Consider the following 21,158-nt stretch of genomic DNA (forward strand, 5'->3'; position numbering starts at 1 on the left):
AAATGAAAAGAAAATACTTTCCATTACTGCTGATGTTGTTGAGTTCACACTCAATTATGGCTCAATCAAAAACTACAACTGATGTGAGGCAGATATGGACAGGTTATTTTAATCAAACACGTTTAACTGATAAATGGGGTTTGTGGGCTGATGTACATCTGCGTACAAAGGACAACTATTTTAATAATTTGTCACAAGGCATTGTTCGTTTGGGTTTAACCTATTATTTAAACGATGATGCAAAGCTGACAGCAGGGTACGCTTATATCAATCATTTTCCAGCTGAAAATCATAAGAACATTTCTCAGCCTGAACACAGGCCTTGGCAACAGATTCAATGGCATACAAAATATCCGAAATTAAAATTGATGCAGTGGTTCCGGTTAGAAGAACGTTACCGCAGGAAAATTAAGAATAATGATGAGCTGGCAGACGGGTATAATTTCAACTTCAGACTTCGATATAATATTCTGTCCCAATTCCCGCTCAGTAAAAAACGGTTTCAACCAAATACCTTTTCATTTGTGTTAAGCAATGAAGTGTTTGTAAATTTTGGAAAGCAGATTGTATATAATGTGTATGATCAAAATAGGTTTTTTGCAGGCTTTCATTATCATGTAAACAAACACGATAACCTTCAGTTTGGCTACATGAATATATATCAGCAACTGGCAGCAGGCAATCAATACAGAAGTACGCATGCAGCACGGGTCTTTTATTTCCACAATCTTGATTTAAGAAAAAGCACACAACACTGATATTTTTGAATGCTTCCATTCGTTCGTAAGAAAATGGTAAAACCGTTGCGTAGAATGCGATCTTTCTGATGTCTCAAAAAGGTTTCCCCGTAACTTCGCAGCTCATTCAGACGAACAATAAAGATATGAGTAAGTATCATCCACAAACGGACGCCATCCGGTTACAAATGAACCGTACCAACGAGAAGGAACACAGCACGCCTTTGTTTTTAACCAGCAGTTTTGTGTACGATAGTGCAGAGGATATGGCGGCTGCTTTTTCAAATGACAGCCTTGATGTAAATATCTATTCCCGTTTTTCAAATCCAACGGTTGACGAATTTATTGATAAGATAGCGGCGCTTGAAGGTGCGGAAGCTGGTATTGCAACAGGCACCGGTATGGCTGCAGTGTTTTCAACCTTCATGACATTCTTAAGTAAAGGTGATCATATCATTTCTGCATCCGCTGTGTTTGGTTCAACACATACGATCCTTACAAAGTATTTACCGAAATGGGGTTTTGAATCGAGTTACTTTGATATGAATGCACCGGAAACAATTGAAGCGTTGATCAAACCCAACACAAAGTTGTTGTATGTTGAAACGCCATCAAATCCCGGGCTTGATATTATCGATCTTGAATATGTAGCAGCAATTTGTAAAAAGCATAATATACTTTTCATTGTAGATAACTGCTTTGCAACACCAGCAGTTCAGCAACCTCTTAAGTTTGGTGCTGATCTTGTATTGCATTCGGCGACGAAATTTATTGATGGACAAGGAAGAGTGTTAGGCGGGGTAGTGGTTGGACGTAAAGAGCTGGTGCATGAAATGTATTTATTTGTACGTAATACTGGTCCTTCTCTCAGTCCATTTAATGCATGGGTGTTAACAAAGAGCCTGGAAACACTTTATATCCGTATGGATAAACATGCAGACAATGCATTAAAGCTTGCTCAACGCCTGGAAGGAAATCCAAAACTAAATTCCGTGAAGTATCCATTTCTTCCATCGCATCCACAATACGACATTGCAAAGAAGCAAATGAGCAATGGTGGTGGTATTGTTACGTTTGAATTGAAGGGTGGTATTGAAAGTGGTCGTAAGTTTTTGAATGCATTGGAAATGTTATCGATGACGAATAATCTTGGTGACAGCAGAAGCATTGCTTCTCATCCTGCATCAACCACGCATTCTAAATTATCAGTTGACGAAAAGAAGGCAGTTGGTATAACAGACGGTTTGGTGCGCATTTCAGTTGGCCTTGAATATATTGATGATATCATTGCAGATATTGAACAGGCATTGGAAAAATGCTGATGAAATAAATTCAAACGAAGAGAGCCACGCAATGCGTGGCTCTCTTCGTTTATGGATGCTTAAAGTAATTGGATATAACTTAAAATAAAAAGCCCCGCCACCTAAAGGACGGGACCGTTATTACCTGATAAAACCAAAACACTCTTTAGCGTGTGGGCATTGTTTCGTTACTGCCTTTTACTTTCTTCAGTAACAGAATATAACCGCAGCACTCTTTATTCTTTTTATTTACCTGCACCGGTTTGATCATGTGCCATTCACTGATCTTTGGCATATAACCATAGCTGATGATATTGCCATCCAGTTCAGGTTTTAATTTTTTGTAGAAGACTTGTTTCTCGTCGTAATCGTACATACGCACTTCCTGGATCTTGCTGCTGGGGTCGCCAATAAAAACAATATGATACCAGGCACCTTGTGTCATGGGAACAATTACCGGCATTTCAAATTCACTTTCCATGGTCATGCTGGCTTCTTTCAAAACCATAAACCCACTCTGTTCAAATGATTTCTTTAAACTATCGACTTGTAAACTGATTGATTGATTGCTGCAACTCCGTTGACGGATAACATCCTGTGCGGAAGCGAATGTGCACAGTAGCGCAAATATGCAGATGAAAAAATAGTTTTTCATACTAGTACGGATTATTAGGGTTTTAATGCTGTTTTTCAGCAGGATTTGGTACGATTTACAGTACAAGATACTGCATATAATATGATATTGTAGCCTTTTCAATGCTATGTTTTACTACTACGTAGTTCCCCTTATGTTGATTTATGATTTTTACCTGCTGAATATACCAATAATTGTGCCCCGATAAACCTTACGACCCCTTGTAGGTATAAAAAGAATTGGCCTGGGCGGTGCAGGTCAGAACAAGATCGTTGATACACACATGTGCCGGCAGGGTAGCTGCATAAAAAATTACATCAGCTACATCTTTTGCCGAGAGGGGAGTATAGCCTGCGTACACCGCAGCAGCCTTGTCTTCATCGCCCTTAAAACGAACCATCGAGAACTCAGTTTCTGCTGCTCCCGGGTGAATAGCAGTTACTTTGATCTTATGCTGCAGCAGATCGATCCGCATGCCTTTACTGATACTGTCGACCGCTGCTTTGCTGGCGCAATACACATTGCCGTTTTCATACGCTTCTTTACCTGCTGTTGAGCCAAGATTGATCACATGACCTCCATTTCGTTTGATCATGTACGGTAGTACCGCACGGCTCACATACAACAGCCCTTTCAGATTTGTGTCGATCATGATCTCCCAATCTTCCATATCGGCTACATCAAAATGATCCCGACCCAAGGCAAGCCCTGCATTGTTCACTAATACATCAATGCCTTGCCACTCTTCCGGCAAGCTGTTGATGGCAACAAACACTTCATCTTTCTGCTGCACATCAAATGGCAACAGGAAAATATTTACCCCATATTGTTCTTCTAACTGTGTTTTGATTTCCTGCAAGCGATCGAGCCTGCGACCATTTAAAATGATATTCCAGTTGTTGGCTGCAAATACTTCTGCACAGGCTTTTCCAAAACCTGAAGTGGCACCGGTAATAAAAACAAGCTTACTCATGCCGTGAATGTACAGAGAAACTGAATTGAGCGAACGGAGTGCGATTGATTTTTTAAAGCTTAATATCTTCGATCGTACGGTTCTGCCGACTGCGTTCGGCACCAAAAGCCATGAGATGACTTTCAACCGATACTTCAATGGAGGAACTTAACAAATCTTTATTCTGTTGATACACGGCCTGCACCCAATCTTTCACCAGGCGATGATCGCCACCGCCATGTGCATCAGTCTTCAGGCTCCAGGAGGTTTGCTTACGGGTTTTAAAATCAGTGAGTACAAAACTTTCCATATCGCCGATGATGTCACCCTTCGATCCCATGATGCGTGTCTTTCTTCCTTCATACGATACATGTGCTTCCATCGAAAAAGCAGCAGTGGTGCCGTTTTCAAACAACATATTTACAGTAAGATGATCGGGCTGATCATTATCCATTCGGTACACGCATCGACCATAGTCACTTGTTTTTAATTGCTCCAGAATAAACGAGCCCTGTTCATCCTCGTCCTCGGGCAAATCAAATACATATGTGCGCTTCCGATCACGGTAATAAATTTGTAATGCAGAGTATGCACAACTGTCTTCCACTTTACAACCATCCGTACAACGTTCGGTACTTCCTTCAGGTGCATTGGCATTTTTAAACCAGCGAAGATTACCAAAGCAATGCACATCATGCACAGGACTATTCACTAACCAACGAATAATATCTGTATCGTGTGATGATTTAGCAAGAATGATGGGAGCAGCCATTTTGCTGTTGCGCCATTTACCACGCACATACGAGTGACTCATATGCACATGCTCAATAGGTTCCATGTGTTGAACGCTGATGATCTCGCCAATCAATCCTGCATCGATCACTTCTTTTAATTCACGGAAATAAGGTGAGTAACGCAACACATGGCAAACACCCACAATGCGACCCGTCTCTTTTGCTCTTTTCAGGATCAATCTGCATTCTTCTTCACTAGGAGCAATTGGTTTTTCGAGCAATATATCATAACCTGCATCTAATGCTGCAAGACAAGGCGCTGTATGCAACTGATCAGGTGTGGCAATGATCACTGCATCTGCAAACTTCTCTTTAATGAAAACATCTTTCCAGTCTTTATAACAATGCTCGGGTATTATTTTATGTTTGCGTGCAGTACGTTTTCTACGTTCAGCATTATTGTCTGCAACGGCAACAATTTGTAATTCATCCGGATTTTCAGAAGCATAGTCGGCATAGATGGTACCACGATGACCGGCGCCAATAAGAATGGCCGTTACAGGCTTTTCAATTTTCTTGTGCTGCGGATTATAAAATACATCATCGTGCAAACCGAGCAAACCTGCTACCTCTTTCCAACCAAGTGTGGCAATGTTGGTAAGCGATTCAACATGACGTAGAAATTTGCGTGAAGCAATAAACTGGCGTAACGACATAGTTTAACAATTCTTCTTTAATGATTTATTCCTTTCTCACAACAACAGTTCATCTATTACGGCAGGCTAAAGTTAGAACAAGAATTTTTTATTCAGTCAATACAATTACAATATCCATCACATTTGTTTGCGTGGCTCCGGTTTTTAATAAACCATTCACTTTTTCAAAAAAAGGATAAGCATCATTATCATTGATCGCATCTTTGATCGATAGTTGTTGGTCATCTGCATCCTCTCGTAACGCATCATCTGCAAAAGCACCTGCTGCATCTGTAGGGCCATCAGTGCCATCGGTTCCGGCTGCAAGCAAGCTAATGTTGGGTTTGTTGTTCAATTGCTGTAGCGCACATAAGGCAAGATGTTGGTTTCGACCTCCTTTACCATTGCCGGTAACAGTAACAGTAGTTTCGCCACCAAAAAGAAAACAGGCAGGTTTTTTTGAATGATACTGTGTTGCTTTCTGCATAATGGCTGTTGCTGCATCTGCTGTTTCACCTGTTAACAGTTCTTCCTGTACAATAACTGTGTAACCCAGTTCTTCTGCTTTTTGTTTTGCAGCAGTAATGGCTGTTTTATTACTGCCGATGATCGTATTCGTTACTTGACCTGTTAGTTTATCGCCGGGTTTGATGGTATCTGCAAGTTTCCCCTTCAATCCTTTTTGCAGGTAGTGTAAAACGGAAGTTGGTAATTGCTGTTGCAGTTGATAGTTGTTGATGATGTGCATGGCATCAGCAAAGGTTGTTGCATCAGCACATGTTGGTCCGCTGGCAATATCCTGTAACTGATCGCCCGGTACATCTGAAATAATGAGTGTGAACCAATGCGCTTGTGGCGCATGTCGTAATAGTTGTCCGCCTTTTATTTGTGAGAGATGACGACGAACGCAATTCATTTCATCAATGGATGCGCCACTCTTCAATAACAGATCAAATGTTTGTTGTAATTCTTTTAAGCTGATGCCCGCTGGCGTATCGGCCCAAAGCGAAGAAGCACCACCACTGATCAAACAAATGATCACATCATCTGCTTTTGTTTGCTGGAGTAAGTTGATGGTTTGTTCAACAGCATCCACACTTTTTTCATCAGGTAACGGGTGTGCCGCTTCAATACAATTGATTTTTTCAAGAGGTAATGCATGCTCATACTTGGTTGTAACAATGCCTGCTTTGATCTGATCACCAAGAATTGATTCAACTGTTTGAGCCATGGCGGCGGCAGCTTTACCTGCCCCGATCACATAAAGATTTGTTGTTGCTAACGAAATTGATTGATTGCCGATTTGCAAAATATTTTTTTTCAGTTGCAGATGTTGTGGCAGCAATGCAGTCGGTTGAACCGCTGCTACGGCTGAACGATAAATAGCTTCTGAATGAATTCTTTTTTGCATGACTTGTATTGATAGATAAACTTACGTAATGATGTTGGAAGCGGACAAATGAAACCCCGATGCTCCCTTTGTTTATCAGGGGGCATCGGGGCAAATATTAACAACTATCATGCTTAGATATATGCTGCCTAGAGTTTTATTCCCCATTCATTAAGCATGGGTCTGCCTAACAGTGCATTTGCTTCTGCATCGTTTTTGAATTTTTCTTTTTTCGGATTCCATTTTAAGGGGCGTTTCAGTTGGTAAGCAATGTTAGCAATATTGCATACGGAGGCTGTACGATGCCCGATTTCAACATCACAGATTGGTTTTACACGAGTGCGCATGGCATTCAAAAAATCTTTGTAATGATTTTCACTTTTGTATACATGCTTTTGCGCATCACCAATGATTTGATTTTTTAATGATGCAGGTGTGGTTTCAAGTTTGCCACGTCCAATTCGCAGTTCACCTTCAGTGCCGGTAAACAACAACGCATTGTTCCATTCCCATTTTTCATGCGTCATGATAACACCGTTTTTATACTTAAACGTTAGAACCGGATGGTCAGCATCAGGAGCAAAAATTTCCACAGGGCCGCTGTTATCCATATCCAAAGCCCATTGAGCAATATCAAACATATGTGCACCAAAATCTGTTACCATGCCGCCACCAAATTCTTTGTAAAGTCTCCAGTTGGGATAAACATCTTTTGTAACGGGTGGAGCCAGCTCCGCATTAAAGGGTTTATATTCATTTGGACCAAGCCATTTCTGCCAATCTAAACCGGCAGGAGTAACTTCTTCCGGTAAATTATAAGCAACCGGCGGAGCACCAATATTTACTTTAATACTTTTTATTTCACCGATGTAACCGTTGCGGATCAATTCAACCGCCTGCCTGAATTCAGGCCATGAGCGTTGCATACTGCCTGTTTGAAAAATGCAATTGTGTTTGCGTGTAGCATTCACCATTGCTCTGCCTTCCTTTACTGTAAGTGACAATGGTTTTTCGCAGTAGATATCTTTTCCTGCTTCAGCGGCCTTTACAGCCATGGCAGCATGCCAATGATCAGGTGTGGCAATAACAACAGCATCAATATCTTTTCGGGAAAGCAATTCTCTGTAATCAGTATAAACTCCAATATCGTTCAGGTTCCCCGTTTGCTTATACTTCTCCTGGTTAGCTTTTACTGTTTTCAGCATCAGGTCGGTTTTGTCTTTATACACTTCACTCAATGCCAGTATTCTGATCTCGTTTGTTGCTAAAAAGTAGTTACTGAGGATACGTCCTTGTTTTCCGCAGCCAATAAAACCAAGTGAGATCATATCGCTTGGGGCGATGTATTTAGATCCATCGGGACGGTTACCACCTAATACATAGCGGGGTACAATGATAAACCCTGCAAGAGCGGTTGCTGAGTTTTTAATGAAATCCCTGCGGCTGTTGCTTGATGGGTTTTTGTTTTTCTTATCGATCATTGGTTGTAGATTTTTATTGGTAAGACAATCTGTATGCTTAATACGCAGCTGAAAATACGAAGAATCGGTTAACTGGAATTACATCAATTTTTGCTATAAATTATGCTTTTACTGGTACTAAGCCCCGACACAATCGGGGTTGATTTAAACGGTAGCAATTGATCTTGCGCACAATTGCGCCAGTTGTGTCTGTCAATTATTTTATCAGCTGTGTCAGCGGTAGTTGTCTGAAATTCTGAAACTGAAGGTTGCTTTATTATTATTCAGAAAGAAAGTAGCATTATCGCTGATTATAACAGTTTTTCGTTCTACTGATTCCGAAAGCAAAAAAGTCAAGATCACTGTTCTCGTTTTCGCTTTCATTTTAGTTAGATTAATTATTGGATTGCCATCAAGCACAAATCTATTTCGTGTTTTTTTATATCCATATGCTTTTAGTAGAGGCTGCATCCTTAGCAATTCATTTTTTGTTACTGCTACAGAAATATCAACAATAGTTTGGAAAAGCTTTTGTTCAGTTTCTTTCCCAATATAATCATGCATATATCTTTTTTGAGTTATTCCTTGTTCAAGATCAGCGGCACTGTACCCCCAACTTTGATAATCCTTTTTTGAATGATTCTGAAGAATTGGGATGAACTTCAATAATTTTTTTTCGTTGGTCAAGTTTTCATAAACATTAATATAATCAATGTTTAATTCGGGTGAAGAGTAGGGTCTGTTATAAAGTGAATCCCTTGTATAGAGTTGAAGATGCTGTAGTAGAGTGCTTGTTTCTTGCCATTTAAAACTATGATGGACTAATAAACAGGCGCCAATTCTGGTTGTAAAAAATCCTTTACCGGGTAACAAATGAACAAATGACTCTTTGCCTAATAAAAGTACTTCTATACCCGTAGAATCTGTAAACACTTTAATAAAAGCAAATGAGTCACAAAGAAACCTGTTACTTACTATTTGGCTTAATGATATACTGTCAATAGAAATATCAACATGATTAAGTTGAAATACAGGTTTTTCCTGGGACGTACCTGAAATGCCAAGCGTAATGATAAAAAGAAAAATGAAGAGAATCTTTTTCATATTGGAGGTATATGCTTAATCCTTGTTTCTTGCACGTTCATAATATGGTGTGTAACATTAAAGAATTTACGTGCCGTGCATTTTCAAATATTTATTCTTGCTTTTCTTTTAATCTGAGCACCAAACCAAATGCCAACCAAAAGCGCCGGTATAAATCCAAATATGGTCACCCAAAATAATGGCTTAAAAATATAATCTTCAAAAGGATCGTCATTTGTGCCAATATTGTCGAGCCCTTCCTGAAAGAAACCAGTCCAGCCGGCAAAAAAAGCTGTTGTCAATAAAACAGCCATACCACTTAAAAAACCAACAAGTATAAAATTTCTTTTTTTAATTAGTATTTGTGTTCCTGCAATTTGTCCATACAGGTGCCCGCAAATGAGCATAATTGCAGCACCTATAAAAATGTTGAGTTTGTAGTCAATAGTTGTAAACCAGAAAAATGCTTTGATAAACTCTTTGTCTGATGAAATGAGACCAGTCATAATAAGTTGTGCAATAATAAGCCCTATTATAACTGATAATAATCCTTGCCTGCTACCAATTTTTTTTGCTTCTGTTACTGTCATTTGTCGTTGAACTATCAACTGGTTCGGTTAAAAGTTTAGTGGTTCTCTATCGTATTAACACCACCGTTCCCTTCTTGCTGATCGTTCTTCCCAAATAATCAGTACCGCTCACCATCCAAACATAAGCGCCGGGATCTTGTTGTATACTTTTGAAAGTTCCATCCCAACCTTCATTGGTTTTGGTAGTAGCAAAAATTTCCTGTCCCCAACGGTTAAACACACGGAAGTAATGGAATTGTGCAATACCAACAGGATAGGGCGTTAATACATCATTGAGGTTATTGCCATCAGGAGTAAAACCGGTAGGCACTAATATGTCGGGTGAAATTTTAAAGATGCGGATATTGATGGTATCAAAAGCAAAACAACCTTCCGGTGTTTCAGTGCGCATGATGTAACTGAAGTTTTCTCTTGATGCATCAAACACAGCCACAGGATTAGGAATAAACTCATCTGTTAAATAATCAGGCGGTATCCATTGATAAATTGTTCCGCCACTTCCATTCAACTGCAATGGCTGACCAACAACAACGGCTGTATCATTTCCTGCGAAAGCAGGAACAGGTGGCACCACTCTTACCTGCACCGTATCAAACACAGGTTTGGGGCAACCTAAACTTGAAGTACCTCTGACAATATAATTCGTAGTTGTTAGCGGAAAGGCTGTGGTCACTGCACTCGTTGGTGAACCCAATGTTGCAGCAGGTGACCATAACCAATTCTCCGCATCACCAACGGCGGTGAGTGTTAATGTGTCATCATAACAAATCGCATCATCCGGTCCTGCATTTACCAAGGGATAAGGAACAGTGTTAACAGTTACCGTTCGTGTTTGGTTACACTTGCCAATGGTTGATACAACGGTGAACACAGTTGAAGGAGCAGTTGGTATAGCCACCGCATCACGCACATTCGGATCAATAAATAAATTTGACGGACTCCATGCATACTGTAAACCATCGGTACTTGGTTTCAATACAACTGTATCGCCACGACAAATGGTTGTATCATTTGGTGCACGCAGTGTTACAAAATCAACCACATTTACCAGCACTGAATCTGTATTAAAACAACCGGGCGCCAGTGTAAGTGTTACATAATATTTTGTCGGCACATCAGGACTCACCAATGGATTGGCAATGGTTTGATTGTTGATGTTGTAAGCAGGCGACCATTGAAATGTTCCTTGTCCGAATGCATTTAACTGCAAGGTATCAATCGAACAAATGAGTGTATCGTTTGTGAGTTGCAATGTTGGTTTGTCGGTAATATTGATCGGTTTCGTGATCGTATCTAAACAACCTTTAGTGCTTCCTGCTATGAGTTGCACATTATATGTTCCGTTTAGCGGATACGTGTATTGTGGATTTCGCAACCTTGATGTATCAGCTGTGGTTGCAGGATTTCCGAAATTCCATTTCCAGGAATTAGGTGAACCATAAACAGAGGTAGTATTATCGTTAAACTGTATCGGTACATTTTTACAGCCGTCGTATAAATTAAAATCAGGGAAGAAACCGGGAAATACGTAAATATCAGAATAAGAAGTATCGGTACAAACTTCATTACGGTTTACAATGAGCATTACTTTATATACGCCGGTATCAGCATACGTGAATGTGGGAACGCTTTGTGTTGATGTGTCGTTTGTTGATCCTGTTACACCAAAATCCCAAAACCAGTTTCGTATTTCGGTGCTGGGTGTAAGGTTTTGAAATGTTTGTGTAAAACCATCGCAGGTGCGGTTTTCCAATGGCAGTTCTGCATCAGCAAAGTCACAATCAGAAATACGGATGGTAAAATCTTTACGGTGTGTTGAAATGGGTACGCCTCTGCGCCATTCGGTAATACACACATTCACCACAAAGAAGGATGCACCACTTGGATTTACAACACCTGTTGGCGCAACGCCTGATATAACGCCTGTTACAGGATGAATAGTAACACCAGAACCGAGTGGTGATGCCCCGCTGTAACCACCGGTATAACCAACCGAATTATAAGGAGGGGGCAGTGGTTTACGATTGGTTGAATTAGGGAGACCATCAGTATCGTATGCTTCACAAAAACTATAGCTTAATGAATCGCCACGATCAGGATCAGTTGCACTGAAGGGTAATACAAAACGTTTGTTACGACAAACCAGTGCGGTATCTTTTGTATCGAATACCGGACTTGAATTTGTTTCACTACCTAATTGTGCAGTGCCGGGAATGTTGGCAACATATGTAGAACCGGTAGCAGCGCCACTTACATTCGATAAGCCATTAATACGGCAACAGGTTTCAAATGCAATGGTATAGCCCTGTGCAGTGTTGGGCAGTTCTATTGTTGTGGTAAATAATCCCACTTCGTAACAAACTGGCGGTGCATTAATGATACAGGAAAACGGACTTTGCAGACTGAGTGTTCTGAAATCAGTACGGTTGACAGAAATACTGTCAAGATAAGCTGTGTTACTGCCCCTGTTAAAAACACCTAATGTAACAACCGAAGGCAGTGGCGCAATTTGAGCACCACCCGTATTATTTAAAGGGTTGCAATCACGAAACAAACGCAGGGTAACACGGAAAATGCTGCCCCCATTTGGGCCGGGGCCAACATAAGCATAATACATTTCGCCTCCGGAAATATGACCGGCATAAGTGTCCTGCAAAAACAATAGGGTGAGTACAATCAGTATAATTCGTTTCATGTAGTAGTAGTGGTTACAGTAGTTAAGTCGTTTACTGTTGTACAAAATTCTCCAATGGTAAGGTTCAGTTCTGTTGTTGCTTCCAGCATGCCCATGTGTGCAATGCCGGGAATAAGTTTTGCCATGGACACTGTTGGCAAAGCTGTTTGTGCCAATGCATCGGCCGGGCTCACAGCTTTATCTTCTTCGCCAATAAAAAATAAAACAGGTACTGTTGTGTTCTGCAGTACATGAGAACGATTTGGCCGGTTGATCATTGCTGTATAATAAGCTATTAACGCTTCGGAAGTAAATTGATTGCCTTGTGCGATCAGTTCATCAACCTGATCTTTGTGTTCTTTAGTAAACCGTTGTGAAAATAAATTAGGAATGGTGGTTTTCATAAACTCTGCTGCACTGTGTTCTTTAATAAAGCTGATTGATTTTTGCCGTGCGGCTTTTTTCTCTTCACTATCAGCATATGCTGTTGAATGAATTAATCCAAATGCAGTTAAATGTTCTGGATACAGTTCAGCAAAAGCCAGTGTTACATAACCGCCCATTGAATGACCAAGCATGATGCATTGATCGATCTTTTCTGCATCCATCATTTGCTTGATCATCGCAGCCATTGATTCCATTGACAATTCACCTGTGCCAATTGCTGATTGTCCGGTGCCGGGCAGATCGGGGATGAATAAACGATAATCGTTTTGAAGGTAATCAACCTGGTATTTCCAGATGCGGCTGTCTTCGCCAAACCCATGAATCAATATGATTGATTGGTTGCCTTTTCCAGTAATGAAATAAGATAGCGAATGATTGCCCCCCAGCTTCTTTTGTAGCATGCGGGTAAATTACAAAAAATAACAGGCTGGCAAAACCGTTGTGTAACAATTGGCCGAATTTTACCAGATGTTTTACATCTTTTTCTTTTGTTTACCTGTAATGGTTTGGTAGATAGCAAACAGGATGAGGATGCCGGTCAATATCAGTGCAAGTTTGCTGAGCAGATCGCCATAACGAACAAAGAATGTTTGTTGGTTGTTGACGGGGATATGCATTTTGGTTGAAGCGGCTACCCACCAAGGTTGTGGTTGAAAAATTTCACCCATTGGATCAATAAAACAACTGATGCCCGTGTTGGCACTACGTAATACCCATTTTCTTGTTTCGATGGCACGCAGTTTTCCATATAACATATGATGTTTGTAGCCGGGGGTGTTGCCCCACCATCCATCGTTTGTGATCACGGCAATAATATTAGCACCGCTACGAACATACCTGCTCATGTATTCACCATAAATACTTTCGTAACAGATAGCAGGGGCAATTGTATAACCATTGGTTGTGTTGATGGGTGTACGCTCTTCCTGTTTGGCATAACCACCTGCTGTGCCACCAAATTCTTCAAACACGGGTGCAAGAAATTTGAGAAAGCCCGGCAATGTTTCTACACCTGGTACCAGCATTGATTTATGATAGAATTGTTTTGGACCTGTGCTGTCGAATAAAACACTGCCGTTATACACTTCGTAAAAATTTGAAGTGCCATCAATTGGTCTTGCATCGTTTGAAATACGTTCACTGAATACACGATAACTTTCAATGCCTGTAAATAAATTGATTTTAGGATGACGTTTTAAAAATGCAAACAACGGATTCAAAAAGAAATTCTGTTGCAGCGATGTTTCATCAAAACCGTTCGGTGCATACAAAGCTGTTTCGGGCCATACCAATAAAGTTGTATTACTGTCGATCTGCTGTTCACTCAAACGGATGAGTTGTTGCAGTTGTGCTTCAAACGTTCCCGTTGATAATTTTTCGTAAGGATCAATATTGGGTTGAACGATGACGATGTTGGAAGATGTTTGATTTGTGATGACTGATGTTGGATGTGAAGCGCTTCGATTGCTGTTGATGAGAAGCGATAAAATGATCGGTAATGCAAGTAATGCTGAAATAAGCAGGAGTGATGACATTCGTATTTCGTACTTCTTACCTCGTACTTCATGACTCATATCCCGCACTCCAAATAGCAATCTAAACAACAACACATTCACCAACAACACCCACAATGTTCCGCCGCTTGTGCCTGTGTATTCATACCATTGGATCCAGTTGGTTCTTCCGGCAAATACATTGCCCAATGTAAGCCATGGCCAGCTGAGTCCCCAATCCTGTAAGTGTAAATATTCAAAACTCATCCAGAACAAAACGAATGATGTATAGCCAATGAGTGAACCAAAACGTTTGTTCATAAAACGAAAGCCCATCAACGGAATGCACATCAATAAACTGTTTACGATAATGGCCAGCCATGCGCCCAGCATATCTGCATTCCAGATCCACCAGGTGGTGCTGATGTTCCAGGTAAAAAGTGCGAGGTACATCAACCCGAAAAACTTAATGCCTGAATAGTTTTTTTGTTCGATGATGAATAAAGGAATGAATGCAATGAAGATGGCAACAGTAATGTTGACCATGGGCCATGCAAGAAAGAACAATAAACCTGACAGGAGCGAAAGCAGAATGGGTTGGAACTTTTTCAAGTAACTGATTTTTGTAAAAATAGGAATGCCCAACAAGATTGTCGGGCATTCTTTCATTAAGAATTCAATTCTTTTGTATTTGTTAACTGGGTCTGACGACCATGGGCCGTACCGACCAGTCTTATCTTGAGTAGTTCGGGCTTTCTTTTGTAATGATCACATCATGCGCATGGCTTTCTTTCATACCGGCATTACTGATCTTGATGAATTGTGCACCTTGCAGATCTTTAATCGTTTTAGCACCGCAGTAACCCATCCCTGCACGAAGTCCGCCGGTGAACTGATGAACGATCTCAGCAACATTTCCTTTGAAGGGAACACGGCCTTCAATTCCTTCAGGTACTAATTTCTTGATACCATCTTCCACATCCTGGAAATAACGGTCGCCACTACCTTGCTGCATGGCACCGATCGAACCCATACCACGGTATTGTTTGAACTTTCTTCCTTCGTAGATAATGGTTTCACCAGGGCTTTCTTCAGTTCCTGCAAATACACTACCCATCATCACTGTTGATGCGCCGGCTGCCAATGCTTTTACCAGGTCGCCTGTATAACGGATACCACCATCTGCAATAACAGGAATGCCTTTTGTTTTCAATGCAAACGCAGCTTCCATAATCGCTGTCAATTGAGGAACACCTGTACCTGCAACAATACGTGTAGTACAGATAGAACCCGGGCCGATACCAATTTTCACTGCATCTGCACCAGCATCAGCTAATGCTTTTGCACCGGCACCGGTTCCTGCATTACCTGCAATGACTTGTAATTTTTTAAAATTCTTTTTCAGATTTTTCAATGCATCGATCACGCCTTTGCTGTGGCCATGCGCACTGTCGAGTGTTACAATATCAACACCCACATGTTGTAATGCAGCTGCACGATCGAGCATATCGCCTGTTATACCAAGTGCGGCACCAACTAGTAAACGACCATAAGAATCTTTTACTGCATTGGGGTGACTTTGCACCTGCAACATATCACGGTAAGTAATAAGACCTGCAAGTGTGCCGTCTTTCTTTACAACCGGGAGCTTTTCAATTTTATGATGACTGAGGATAGTTTGTGCTTTTTTGAGATCGGTTCCTTCAGGTGCAGTGATGAGGTTGGTTGAAGTCATTACTTCACTCACTTTTTTCTTGGTGTTTGTTTCGAACCTGAGATCACGGTTGGTGAGGATGCCCACCAGTTTGTTTTTCATGTCAACAATAGGAATACCACCGATCTTATTTTCTTTCATCAGCTTCAACGCATCAGCCAGGGTAGCATCAATATGTAAAGTGATAGGGTCGATGATGAGCCCGCTTTCACTACGTTTTACTTTGCGCACCTGTGCAGCTTGTTCTTCAATACTCATATTTTTATGCAGGATACCGATACCGCCTTCACGTGCCAGTGCAATGGCCAAGCCTGCTTCTGTAACCGTATCCATTGCTGCTGACAGCATGGGGATGTTAAGCCTTAATGATTTTGTGAGTTGACTGCTGATATTGGTTTCTCTCGGGAGAACCTGTGAATAGGCCGGCATGAGTAAAACATCATCAAATGTGTAACCTTCGCCGAAAAATTTGTTGAGAACCGCTTTGCTGAGAGGGGAATTATTTCTTGTTGCCATGTGCAAAGATAAGGGAGCGGATATATTGCTTCCAAATCGGGAAAAGATCAGCTCAATTTATAGATTTTTCCGGGCAGACTTTTTACCAATCCGTTCATCTCCATCATTAATAAAGCAGCAGATACCGAACTGCTGTTGATATTGCTTTGCAGGTTGATCTCATCAATATGCATCTGTTCCTTTACTTGTAATAATTGTGCAATGATCTTTTCATCGGCAGTAAGATCAACAAAGAGTTGTTTTTGTATTATTTTTTTCTTGTTCTTTTCTTCCCAGCCCATTTCTTTTATAACATCTTCACCGTTACGTATCAGTATGGCCTTATTACTTTGAATTAAATAATTGCATCCTTCGCTTTTACTGTCAGTTGTTTTGCCGGGTACAGCAAATACATCCCGATTATAACTGTAAGCAAGATTAGCGGTGATCATACTGCCGCCTTTTATTCCTGTTTCAATTACAATGGTAGCATCGCACATACCTGCTACTATTCTGTTTCGTTCAGGGAAATTATGACGATCGGGTTTGGTATCTTTTCTGAATTCGGTTAAGATGCCACCGCCTTCAGCAATCATTTCTTTGGCAAGTGCTGTGTGTTGCGACGGATAAATTTTATCTAAGCCATGTGCCAATACTGCAACTGTCGGCAATTGTTGTTTTAAACTTTGTTTATGTGCAATGGCATCAATGCCATAAGCAAGTCCGCTTACAACCAATGGCTGATGCGGCGCCAGTGATGCAAGAATTTTTTCCGTCATCATTTTTCCATAATCTGAATTGCTGCGTGTGCCGATGATGGAAATAATTTTTGATGTATTCAGGTTGGCATTACCCCGGTAAAATAAAAGAGTAGGAGGATCGTAACAATGCAATAAACGTTTTGGATAATCATCAGAAGTTAAGAATAGCGGTTTGATCTTGTACTTTTCAATAAACTTTATTTCATCTTCCTGTTCGTTGAACGCATCGAACTTCTTGATGCTACTGGCACGCACTTCGCCAATGCCTTCAATTTTTTCTAAGGTTGATTTCTTTGCTTTGAAAATAGCTTCAGCTGTGCCGAATTCTTCAGCCAGTATTTTTGCCTGTACATCGCCGATGTTTGGCACTTGTGTTAATGCAAGTTGGTAGAGCAGATCGGTGTTCATCTTATTTCTAAGATAACACAAAAATTATTTTGCGATCACCTTCAATTCCGTTCTCCTGTTTTTTGCACGGCCATCCTCGCTTTTGTTATCAGCCAATGGTTTTGTTTCACCAAATCCCTTGCTCGATAACCGATCGGGGGTAACGCCTTTGTACAGGAAATAATTGATCACCGCTTTTGCACGGTTGTTCGAGAGAGTCAGGTTGTCGGCAGGTTTACCCACATTATCGGTGTGGCCTTCGATCTCGATCTTTAACGTTGGATTTTCTTTCATCAGTTGCACCACTTTATCCAGCTCGATCATCGATTCCGGTTTTACGTCTGCTTTATTTACGTCAAAGAAAATATTCTTCAATACAATACTTGCATTTACTTCAATCGGTGTAAGTGGAATATCGATGGTATAAGTTGTATCGGTGCTTGATGCTTTCAGGAAAAAGTTTTCAGAGTAAAACAGATAACCTTTACGATTCACATTAAATGCATAGTCATTACCAACTGGTAAGGTGATAAGATAATTTCCTGTTTCATCTGTCTGCACTTTGCTGATGGTTTGTGCAGTAGAGAAATTGATCAACTCAACTGCTGATGGCAAACCTTGTTTTGTTTTTGCATCAAACACGTTTCCTTTTACCCATAATGTTTTGAACGGGCGCACATGATCGGGCATTTCAAAACTATAAATATCCAAACCTCCTCTGCTGTCGGCGCCATCGCTGGCGTAGTAAGCAGTTTTACCATCGCTGGTGATTACAAGTGAACCTTCTTCATCAATTGTATTGACGGGATAGCCAAGATTGATGGGCTTGCCCCAACTGCCATCCGCTTGTTTGCGACTCATAAACAAATCGGCTTCGCCATAACCGGGATGACCTTTTGATTTGAAGTAAAGTGTTTGATTGTCGGGATGAATAAACGGGCAACCTTCATCTGCACTGGTATTAATAACAGCACCAAGATTGCGTGCCGATCCCCATTGACCATTTGGTTGTAAGGTGCTGAAATAAATATCACTGCCACCTAAACCTGATGGATCACTCGCCGTAAAATACAAGGTGCGTTTATCCGGAGAAAGTGATGGTTGTGTTTCCCAATATTCAGTATTGATGGCACGACCAAGATTTATTTTTGGTCCCCAACCTGTTTTGTTGAGGTTCGACATGTAAAGATCAAAATTTCCTTCACCCTCATTGCCATAGTTGGCAGCAAAGAATAACAACTTGCCATCAATGGAAATATTCTGTGCGCCTTCGTTCGATTCTGTATTTAATTCACCGGGCAAAGCTGTTGCATTACCCCATGTTCCATTCTTACGTTCACTCACATAAAAATCTTCGTTCAAATGCGAACCACCTGTTTTTACTCTGCGGGTGAAGATGATCGTATTGGCATCAAGTGTTAACGATGGTAAATATTCTGATAAATTGGAGTTGATACTGTCGCCCATGTTTTGTGGCTTGAACACATAACTGCCGGCAGGGAATTGTTTTTTATAATTTACGGCGAACTCATAACAGCCTTTGCGGTATTGAGCCGATCTAGCAATACGTTCGTTGAGATTTGGTTTCTGTAAATAAACATTGATTGATGAAAGTGCTTCTTCAAATTCACCATTGCCTGCTAATGCAATAGAGTAGGGTAGCAAGAAATTGCTGAAATAAACCGAATCAAGATTTTTTCCGATGCGATATGTTTCAACAGATTGTTTGTATTTCTTTTGTTCGGAGAAGATGCCTGCTTTACTTAAATAGGCGTCAACAAATTTTGCATCAGTTTTAATGCATTCATCAAGCAGTTCGATTGCTTTTGGATAATTTCTGTATCGGGCTTCGTTTAAAGCCTCTGCATATTTATAACCAAGTTTTACTTCTACTTTTTGTGGATTGTACCATTGAGCCGAAACAACGGTATTGACGAGAAGGAGCGTAAAACAGATCAAAAGTTTTTTCACGTAATTGAATTTGAAGTTCAATATACAAACGAATTGCGTAAGCAACCGGTTGCACGCTGGTAAAATAGTCTTAAAGCCCCCGATTAGGGTACGTTGATGTATTTATGCAACTGAAGACTCAGTTCCCACTGTGGATTTGCTTTGATGTAGTCGATGATAAGCGGGGTCATTTGTGCAGCTTTGTCCCACTCAGGCTGTAAAAAAAGTTTGCATGTTGGTGAAACCAATGCCGCATATTCTTCTGCCCATGCAAAATCACTTTTGTTGAAGATTACAACCTTTAACTCGTTTGCATGTGGCACCACTTCAATCAATGGTGCTTTGAATTTCTTTGGCGATAAGCAGATCCAATCCCATTCACCACTCAACGGATGCGAACCAGATGTTTCAATATTGGTTTCGAAACCTGCTGCATGAATTGCTTTTGTGAGTTCTGTCAAATCATGCATCAGCGGTTCACCGCCCGTTATTACAACAATTGGTTTATTGCTTATTGTATGTTGCTTATTGCCTGTTTCGAAATCAAGTTTTTTGACTATTTCACTAATTCCAAACTTCGGATGTTTCTCTGCATCCCAACTTTCTTTCACATCACACCAAACACAACCTACATCACATCCGCCGAGGCGAATGAAATAGGCAGCACGACCTTGATGGTATCCTTCACCTTGTAGGGTGTAGAACGATTCCATTACAGGCAATACCTGTTGTGTTGTTTCAATTACTGTTTCAGTCATGAAATGCAAAGATAACGAAGGCTTATTGCTTCTTCATGTAAGCATTGTAGGTATTCATCAGCAAGCCTGCAATGGTCATGGGTCCAACACCACCGGGTACCGGTGTAATAGCACTGCTTTTTGGCGCCACTTCATCAAACTTTACATCGCCTTTCAACGCAAATCCGCTTTTCTTTGATGCATCTGCTACACGTGTAATACCTACGTCAACAATAACAGCACCTTCTTTCACCATATCGGCAGTTAAAAATTCCGCCTGACCCAATGCAGCTACAATAATGTCGCCTTGCAAACAGATTTCTTTGAGATTCGTCGTAGCGGAATGACAAATTGTAACAGTACAATTGCCGGGGTAAGCTTTACGGCTTAATAAAATGCTCATAGGTGTTCCAACAATATGACTACGGCCGATCACCACGGCATGTTTCCCTTTTGTTTCAACTTTGAAATGTTCCAGCAATAAAAGAATACCGTAAGGAGTGGCAGGAATAAAAGTTGGTGTTCCGCTCACCATATTGCCCACACTCACCGGGTGAAAACCATCCACATCTTTAGAAGGATCAATTGCGTTGATCACTTTATCATCACTGATATGCTTTGGCACTGGCAATTGCACAAGAATACCATCCACATCTGCATTGTTATTCAACTCTTCAATTTCACGCAACAGTTCCTCTTCGCTGATGGTGGAAGGGAAACGTTTTAAGGTTGATTCAAACCCGATCTCGGCACAGGTTTTCACTTTTGAAGCCACATAGGTTTCACTGGCACCATCGGTACCAACCAATATGGCTGCCAAATGGGGCGAACGTTTTCCCTGTTCCTGTAATGCTGAAGTTTTTTTCTTGAGATCTTCCTTAATGGCCTGGGCTGCCAATTTGCCGTCGAGTAGTTGCATGCCGC

At 40.9% G+C, this 21,158-nt stretch carries 17 protein-coding genes; 2 read left to right on the plus strand and 15 right to left on the minus strand.

The annotated features are described in order from the left end of the window. Positions 1–2: 2 nt before the first annotated feature. Together H4075_RS06075 and H4075_RS06080 are read left to right on the plus strand one after the other, a co-directional pair. Positions 3–758 carry a DUF2490 domain-containing protein gene (locus H4075_RS06075; RefSeq protein ID WP_182805099.1) on the plus strand — a complete coding sequence of 252 codons (756 nt, stop codon included), beginning with the start codon at positions 3–5 and terminating at the stop codon, positions 756–758. A gap of 125 nt (positions 759–883) precedes the next feature. Next, on the plus strand, positions 884–2,059 hold the full coding sequence (locus H4075_RS06080; protein ID WP_182805101.1) for an O-succinylhomoserine sulfhydrylase: 1,176 nt from the start codon (positions 884–886) through the stop codon (positions 2,057–2,059). 145 nt (positions 2,060–2,204) lie between these two features. Here the strand turns inward: H4075_RS06080 and H4075_RS06085 are convergent, their stop codons facing one another. From H4075_RS06085 to H4075_RS06155, 15 genes are all read right to left on the minus strand, one after another. Next, positions 2,205–2,693: a hypothetical protein gene (locus tag H4075_RS06085; protein ID WP_182805103.1), complete on the minus strand. Its 489-nt coding sequence runs from the start codon at positions 2,691–2,693 to the stop codon at positions 2,205–2,207. 190 nt (positions 2,694–2,883) lie between these two features. After that, positions 2,884–3,645: an SDR family NAD(P)-dependent oxidoreductase gene (locus H4075_RS06090; RefSeq protein ID WP_182805104.1), complete on the minus strand. Its 762-nt coding sequence runs from the start codon at positions 3,643–3,645 to the stop codon at positions 2,884–2,886. Positions 3,646–3,697: 52 nt separating this feature from the next. After that, complete coding sequence (locus H4075_RS06095; protein ID WP_182805106.1) at positions 3,698–5,074, minus strand: Gfo/Idh/MocA family protein; 1,377 nt, start codon at positions 5,072–5,074, stop codon at positions 3,698–3,700. Between the two features lie 88 nt (positions 5,075–5,162). Further along, positions 5,163–6,464 (minus strand): glycerate kinase type-2 family protein, encoded by a 1,302-nt coding sequence (locus H4075_RS06100; protein WP_182805108.1) that lies wholly within the window; start codon positions 6,462–6,464, stop codon positions 5,163–5,165. 128 nt (positions 6,465–6,592) lie between these two features. Further along, a complete protein-coding gene (locus H4075_RS06105) occupies positions 6,593–7,924 on the minus strand; it encodes a Gfo/Idh/MocA family protein (RefSeq protein WP_182805110.1) in 1,332 nt (443 codons plus the stop codon). Positions 7,925–8,137: 213 nt separating this feature from the next. Then, positions 8,138–9,007 (minus strand): hypothetical protein, encoded by an 870-nt coding sequence (locus H4075_RS06110; RefSeq protein WP_182805111.1) that lies wholly within the window; start codon positions 9,005–9,007, stop codon positions 8,138–8,140. Between the two features lie 83 nt (positions 9,008–9,090). After that, entirely contained in the window at positions 9,091–9,576 is a 486-nt protein-coding gene (locus H4075_RS06115) for a hypothetical protein (protein ID WP_182805113.1), read from the minus strand. A 46-nt stretch (positions 9,577–9,622) separates the two neighbouring features. After that, positions 9,623–12,271, minus strand: a complete 2,649-nt coding sequence (locus H4075_RS06120; protein ID WP_182805114.1) for a PKD domain-containing protein — start codon at positions 12,269–12,271, stop codon at positions 9,623–9,625. Next, positions 12,268–13,098: an alpha/beta fold hydrolase gene (locus H4075_RS06125; protein ID WP_182805116.1), complete on the minus strand. Its 831-nt coding sequence runs from the start codon at positions 13,096–13,098 to the stop codon at positions 12,268–12,270. Before H4075_RS06125 ends, H4075_RS06120 begins: the two co-directional genes overlap by 4 nt. Before the next feature lie 72 nt (positions 13,099–13,170). After that, complete coding sequence (gene lnt, locus H4075_RS06130) at positions 13,171–14,802, minus strand: apolipoprotein N-acyltransferase (protein ID WP_182805118.1); 1,632 nt, start codon at positions 14,800–14,802, stop codon at positions 13,171–13,173. A 121-nt stretch (positions 14,803–14,923) separates the two neighbouring features. Further along, complete coding sequence (gene guaB, locus H4075_RS06135) at positions 14,924–16,420, minus strand: IMP dehydrogenase (protein WP_182805120.1); 1,497 nt, start codon at positions 16,418–16,420, stop codon at positions 14,924–14,926. Between the two features lie 47 nt (positions 16,421–16,467). Then, positions 16,468–17,568, minus strand: coding sequence for a DNA-processing protein DprA (gene dprA, locus H4075_RS06140; RefSeq protein WP_182805122.1), 1,101 nt, complete (start codon positions 17,566–17,568; stop codon positions 16,468–16,470). Between the two features lie 24 nt (positions 17,569–17,592). Continuing rightward, positions 17,593–19,518 (minus strand): OmpA family protein, encoded by a 1,926-nt coding sequence (locus H4075_RS06145; RefSeq protein WP_182805124.1) that lies wholly within the window; start codon positions 19,516–19,518, stop codon positions 17,593–17,595. Between the two features lie 83 nt (positions 19,519–19,601). Further along, positions 19,602–20,255, minus strand: coding sequence for a 7-carboxy-7-deazaguanine synthase QueE (locus tag H4075_RS06150; protein ID WP_255460374.1), 654 nt, complete (start codon positions 20,253–20,255; stop codon positions 19,602–19,604). Positions 20,256–20,277: 22 nt separating this feature from the next. Further along, complete coding sequence (locus tag H4075_RS06155) at positions 20,278–21,153, minus strand: bifunctional 5,10-methylenetetrahydrofolate dehydrogenase/5,10-methenyltetrahydrofolate cyclohydrolase (protein WP_182805126.1); 876 nt, start codon at positions 21,151–21,153, stop codon at positions 20,278–20,280. Between the last annotated feature and the right edge of the window lie 5 nt (positions 21,154–21,158).

Origin of the sequence: Lacibacter sediminis (genome assembly GCF_014168535.1) — a bacterium.
GTDB classification, from domain to species: domain Bacteria; phylum Bacteroidota; class Bacteroidia; order Chitinophagales; family Chitinophagaceae; genus Lacibacter; species Lacibacter sediminis.